This window comes from Seohaeicola saemankumensis (genome assembly GCF_021021435.1).
Taxonomy (GTDB): Bacteria; Pseudomonadota; Alphaproteobacteria; order Rhodobacterales; family Rhodobacteraceae; genus Seohaeicola.
This window is the reverse complement of sequence record NZ_JAINWI010000042.1, coordinates 1-5,736: the sequence shown is the minus strand read 5'-3', so window position 1 is coordinate 5,736 and position 5,736 is coordinate 1. Positions and strand designations below refer to the sequence as shown.

At 55.8% G+C, this 5,736-nt stretch carries 5 protein-coding genes; 3 read left to right on the top strand and 2 right to left on the bottom strand.

Annotation, left to right across the window (positions count from 1 at the left end; translation table 11 throughout):
* The first annotated feature begins 221 nt into the window (after nt 1-221).
* A complete protein-coding gene (locus tag K7H22_RS19700) occupies nt 222-869 on the top strand; it encodes a response regulator (RefSeq protein ID WP_230802514.1) in 648 nt (215 codons plus the stop codon).
* A gap of 337 nt (nt 870-1,206) precedes the next feature.
* On the opposite strand, the gene K7H22_RS20305 is transcribed toward K7H22_RS19700, so the two are convergent.
* Nucleotides 1,207-1,353: a hypothetical protein gene (locus tag K7H22_RS20305; RefSeq protein ID WP_419248201.1), complete on the bottom strand. Its 147-nt coding sequence runs from the start codon at nt 1,351-1,353 to the stop codon at nt 1,207-1,209.
* A gap of 423 nt (nt 1,354-1,776) precedes the next feature.
* Nucleotides 1,777-2,847, bottom strand: a complete 1,071-nt coding sequence (locus K7H22_RS19690; RefSeq protein WP_230802512.1) for a sodium-dependent bicarbonate transport family permease — start codon at nt 2,845-2,847, stop codon at nt 1,777-1,779.
* A gap of 92 nt (nt 2,848-2,939) precedes the next feature.
* Here K7H22_RS19690 and K7H22_RS19685 point away from each other — a divergent pair, with 92 nt between their 5' ends.
* Nucleotides 2,940-3,827 carry a LysR family transcriptional regulator gene (locus K7H22_RS19685; RefSeq protein WP_230802511.1) on the top strand — a complete coding sequence of 296 codons (888 nt, stop codon included), beginning with the start codon at nt 2,940-2,942 and terminating at the stop codon, nt 3,825-3,827.
* Between the two features lie 234 nt (nt 3,828-4,061).
* A complete protein-coding gene (locus K7H22_RS19680) occupies nt 4,062-5,450 on the top strand; it encodes a hypothetical protein (protein ID WP_230802510.1) in 1,389 nt (462 codons plus the stop codon).
* Nucleotides 5,451-5,736 lie beyond the last annotated feature (286 nt).

Below are 5,736 nucleotides of genomic sequence, written 5' to 3'. Positions count from 1 at the left end.
GAGTCTATCTCAAACTGGATTAGTGGTAGGGGGCAACGTCACTTCTGATACCTCGTCTCGTCTGATTTCCACTTTTTCATTCTGCCCGATGGATAGCTTTTTCAGCCAAAATCATTCTGAATGATCAGATCCAAGACAATTGGCGCGGTTCTTGCAGTTTCGCAGGCAACTATTCATACTCGTTTCTGCTTAAGTGTGGTGGCGATCGTAAGGAACGACCGATGCGTAATCCATATTCGTCCGCTGGTGACAAAGTAACCCGCGTGCTTCTTGCCGATGATCACAGGTTGATTGGTGAAGCGGTTGCGACTTTGCTGTCGACGACAGAACGATTCAGCGTAGATACTGCTGAAACCTATGGCGAGACAATTGACTGCCTTGTTCAGTCCGGCCCCTATGACATCGTGATGCTTGATCTGCGGATGCCCGGACTTGTAGGGCTGGACGGGATAAGACAGGTGGTCGAAAAAGCGGGCGACGGGCAGGTTGTCCTTTTCTCGGCCAATGCGGACCGCCACACGCTGAGCCGTGCAATCGAAATGGGTGTGCGCGGTTTGATACCCAAGACCATGCCGCTGCAGTCGCTTGTCAGTGTCCTGCGCCTGATTGAGTCCGGTCAGATGTTTGTGCCTGCCAATGCGCTGGACGAGAAACAGCCTACTGGCGACCGCGAGGCCTTGTCGGATATCGAGCTTTATGTTCTGCGTCTGGCCGCAGCGGGCCTGACCAACAAACATATCGCTAATGACCTCAAGCAAAGCGAAACGACCATTAAAATGCATATGCGGTCGATCTGCAAAAAACTTGGCGCCCGCAACCGCGCACATGCGGCAGTGATCGGGCGAGATATGTCCATCATCGAGTCCTGAGAGAGGTCCCGAAAAGCGAAAGCCGCCATTTCTGACCCACTATCTGTCAGGTGCCAGAACAAAATCGTGCACGACTACCAGAAACGGACCGGAAAATCCGGCTTCGGTTTGGTGCGCCTGGTCCGTTATGGGCGTTTATTTGGCCATTAGGCTTTCCTTCACACCAAAGACAGCATCGGAATTGATTAGCGATCATCGGAATCGAAGGTATGTGTCACAAAACGCTCTTAGCCTTCCGCCTCGATGATGTAGCGCAGATGCGGGGGCCGGTGCAGTGACGCCACAGACTGCCCAGCAGTTTGCTGACAAGACCGTCTCCAGGAATCGAATGGTGTTTCTATTTGATTCCCCTGCGCCTGTATTGGCCTGCCTGATTGGTGCGGCATTCGCCTCGCCGGTTGAAAGCGGGCTGGATGCCGTCTTGCTGGACGGCGTAGAACCCTTCGGCAGTTGCCTGCCAGACGTCGATCTTGGCACCAACCAACGGTGTGCCATCGGTTGACAGGATACGCTTGCCGCGTCTGCAATATGGCTGATGTATTAGGTAGACATGCGCGCCTGCATGCCGCGCGCAGGCGGTCTTGAACAGCTAAGGGCCCATGAAAGTCTGTGGCAGTTCATTCATGAAAGAGGGGGATGACGTCAGATGCTCTGCCTGACTTTGTGATGCGGTGCCCGGTGACTGCATCCGGCCCAGTTCCTCGTCCGCAAGGTTTTCGCAGAAGACATTGTTGCCCATCAGCTCTTGCTATGTGGCATGCATCGACGCCTCGTCCTTGACCTCTCGGCCCCGATCGCGCAGCACCTCTATCCTGCGCCAGGTGGTGATATGGGCGCGCCGTGTATCGGCCAGCCAGCGGTAGCGGATCTACGCCGGCGGAATACCCGGCGACGCGGATCAACCTTGTCAGATCAACAACTCGGCCAACGCCAGATAGAGCGGGATACTAAGGATGGCGACAGGTGTCCCCAGCCCCGTAGATGTCCCGACATAGGCAGAGGGGTTTGCGTCAGGCAGGGCCGCGCGCAATGTCGGCGGACCTGATATGTCCGAGCTTGACGCAGCCATCACTGCCAGAAGGACGACACCACCGGCGGAAAACCCTGTCAACTCATTGGCAATCATCCCTACCGCGAAACCGAGAAGGCCATGAATAATTGGCGCCGTCACGCCATACAGAACATAGGCATGAGCAACTTTGCGAAGCTCTGCCAGACGGCTCCATGCTTCCATTCCCATGATCAACATCAGAATCGACAACAGTCCCCTAAACAACGGCTCGTAGAAGCTTTTGTAGACGGCATCGGGTTGCGCCAGAATCCCGATCGCAAGGCCGGCCAGCAATGCCGAGATCGCAGGGCTCCGGCAGGTATCAACCAGAATTGAACGTACCAGACCCCCATTGTCGGACGTGTCGGCGTCTGACATCTGATTTTGCTGGCCGCCAAGACCCATCGTTCCGTCGCGGTTGACTGTCACGTCAGAGGATACCTTGCGCACAGCCGCCAGCTTGGCCAAAAGAATGGCTGTGACGAGCGCGGCGATATCCATGAATGGATAAAGGGCGCCGATAAACCCTTCATAGGCGATCCCGCTATCGTCCAGCACGGCCATGCCTGCCGCAAGCGTTGATGCGGAAACAGCACCGAACAGGCCAGCGGTGGCAAGACCGTCGATTTGCGACACACCCTGCCATCTTGCCAAGCTCCGGCTGCCCAGAAACACGATAGCTACCCCCACGAATGCCGCACCGATCGCCGGAACTATCAACGACAGGAAATCCGCCTCGCGGATCGAAATACCTGCGCCCAGTCCGACTTTCAGCAGAAGAAGCACCACGACAAACTTGTAAACTGGTTCGGGAATTTCGAATTTGCTGCCGAATGCGGCAAGCAGCATTCCGGCAATAAGAAAGGCGAGTGTCGGTTTTTGCAGCTGTTCAAGAAAGCTGCTGGCGATTGTCACGATGAAATCCATGTCGGGCTCCGCTTTGGTTGCTCCGCCGTGGTAAGAGATAGAGTTAATAAATAAAAATATATCTTTCTGCTCATTCTGTTCTATAAATAAGAATGAACTCACGTCTGAATTATCATCATCTGCGCTATTTTCGCGAAGTCGCGCGGGAGGGGAATCTTGGTCGCGCCGCGGATCGGTTGAATGTCGCCCAGTCTGCCTTGTCCGTGCAAATCAAACAGTTGGAGGAACGGCTTGGCTTCAACCTGTTCGACAGAGTCGCGCGCACTCTTGTCCTGACCGAAGCTGGCAGAATTACCCTTGATCACGCAGACAGGATTTTCAGCACGGGTGACGAGCTTCTGGCGACGCTGCAACAAAATAGCACCACGCAATCGCCATTGCAGATCGGCGCGCTGTCAACCCTATCCCGCAATTTCCAGCTGCAGTTTCTTAGGCCGCTTCTGGACGCCAAAGCCTGCACCTTCTGGCTCAAGTCGGGCAATATGTCGATGTTGCTGGATGATCTGGAAAACCTGGCACTGGATGTTGTTCTGACCACCCAAATCCCCGAAAGTGTGTCACGCAAGTCCTTTGCGGCGCTAAAGATCGCGGAACAGCCAGTGTGCATCCATGGCAGGCCAGACCGCCTGCACTATGCCAGTCTTGCCGAATTGCTTGCCAGTCAACCTTTAATCCTGCCGACCGACAATGTCATCCGCACCGGTTTTGAAAGCCTTGTTGGGAAGCTCGGCCTGCAACCGCGTATTGTCGCGAATGTGGACGACATGGCGATGGTGCGTCTACTGGCCCGTGAAGGTGTCGGGCTCGCCGTAGCCCCTACAGTTGTGGTCGCAGATGAAATTGCCAATGGACTGCTGGCCACAGCACCATTCGGCCTTGGCATTTCAGAGCCGTTTTTTGCTGTGACCTTGCCACGAAAGTTTCCACATCCTGCACTGGCCGGATTGTTGAGCGGATTGTCGAACCAGATCCAAGGCTGACGGGTTTGATGCCTGTTGCGTTTTAAACCGCACCGGGCATTGCCTGCCTGAATTTGGCCCGAGCTTCGCCGTCTCCGGTGAAAACGGGGGCTGCCACGCACAAAAAACCCGCTGTCAGTGGTTAATGTCGCAGTCCAGCCAAGCTGAAAGGAAATCCTTGCGTTGCGCCAACTTGCAACTAGGGCAGGCAACTTGCAAACAGTGCTCAAGCGAACCACAAAAAGGGGCATGGTGATGGATGGCATGGCAAACAAACTGGTCGGCCTTCTGCTTTGCATCATCACAACCCTGGTAATTTTCAGGGAATGGGGCATCGCGGACTGGACGCAACCTGCCAAACCCGTACTGGTTCTTGTCCTTGTGACGATCCTGCTGTTTCAGGTGCGCTTGTCCCGTCAGGCTTTTATCTTGATGGCCGGGTTGATCACTTTAGCTTTGGCTGCCACAAACCCTGGCTGGTTCGGAATCGTCACGCGCGGGTTGGAAACTGCGGCCTTTGTCGGTGCGTTTTTTACAGCCCTCTCCTCACTGCGGACCGTCGCCCAGACCTCTCCGGCGATCCAGAGGGCTGGCACTTTTCTGGCGGGACAGCCCCCCGGAAGGCGTTATGCGGCATTGACGGTCGGTGGTCAGGCGTTTGCGCTTCTGCTGAACTATGGCTCGTTGCAACTTCTCGGCTCGCTGGTGACTGGCAATGCGAATGCCGAGCCCAATCCGGAAATCCGCGGACACCGGATCAAACGGATGCTGCTGGCGATCCAGCGGGCCTTTGTCTCGACCCTGCCATGGTCGCCGCTATCCTTCGCGGTGGCGATCACCATCAGCGTCATTCCCGACGCAAATTGGAGCAAGGCCTTGGTGCCGGGTTTGGTGACATCGGTTTTGCTGGCAGGGGTCGGCTGGTCACTGGACACAATCTTCAAGCCGCGCCTGTCGGTCACACCTGTCCGCAATGTACCGACGGGCAATTGGGGCTCGATGCTGCCGCTTGTGGTGTTGTTGGCAATTCTGATTGTCGGCGTGGTCACACTCAGCACGCTAACCGACGTGCGGGTGGTGGGGATTGTCGCGGTTCTTGTGCCCTGCATCGCAGTTGTCTGGATGTTGCTGCAACACTGGGAGGAATCCCCCGTCGCCACGACACGCGCCCGTTTCAAAACCTATGTATTTCATGAACTACCCAGTTATCGGGGCGAGTTGACCCTGCTGATGACCGCAGGCTTTATCGGCACGGGGGGCTCGGAACTGTTTGCACCGGTGATTCAGGCAATAGGGTTTGATTCTTCCTACATACCTTCGTGGATCATTCTTGTCGCGCTGGTCTGGATCATTCCTCTGTGCGGACAGATCGGTATGAACCCGATCCTTGCGGTCACGCTCATCGCGCCGCTTGTTCCCCCCGCCGCTGACCTTGGCGTATCATCGACAGCACTGGTCGTCGCAATCACGTCGGGTTGGGCGCTCAGCGGTGCCAGTTCACCCTTTACGGCGACCACCCTGCTGATCGGCTCCTTCGCAGGCATCAGCGCAACCCGGGTCGGGCTGGTCTGGAACGGAGCCTATACGCTGATCTGCGGCCTAGTGCTGTCCGTATGGGTGGTAGCCTACGCCAACCTGTTTTGATCGTAAAAGAGGGCCAGACAAACGCTGTACGAATTCACAAACGTTCGTCGCAAGAGCATTCCATTCGAGGAATACTCTTTCCTATTATGGTGAGACCCATGTTTACGGGGAGGTCGCGGTTGAGCATAATCAGCCGGATGAAAGATCCTTGGCGTTTGGATTGACCGTTCAGGTACGATCACGTCGCTTGTGGTGCTGGCGCGACCTGGGGGGTGATGTTGTTTTTGGTATTGGTTCGGTGGAAGTGGTTGCGGGAGTAGGATTTGAACCTACGACCTTCAGGTTA

What these genes read in the sequence shown, in the direction of transcription:
- K7H22_RS19685 (WP_230802511.1), top strand. Translation starts at nt 2,940, where the DNA reads ATGAACTCACGTCTGAATTATCATCATCTGCGCTATTTTCGCGAAGTC.
- K7H22_RS19680 (WP_230802510.1), top strand. Translation starts at nt 4,062, where the DNA reads ATGGATGGCATGGCAAACAAACTGGTCGGCCTTCTGCTTTGCATCATC.
- K7H22_RS19700 (WP_230802514.1), top strand. Translation starts at nt 222, where the DNA reads ATGCGTAATCCATATTCGTCCGCTGGTGACAAAGTAACCCGCGTGCTT.
- K7H22_RS19690 (WP_230802512.1), bottom strand. Translation starts at nt 2,847, where the DNA reads ATGGATTTCATCGTGACAATCGCCAGCAGCTTTCTTGAACAGCTGCAA.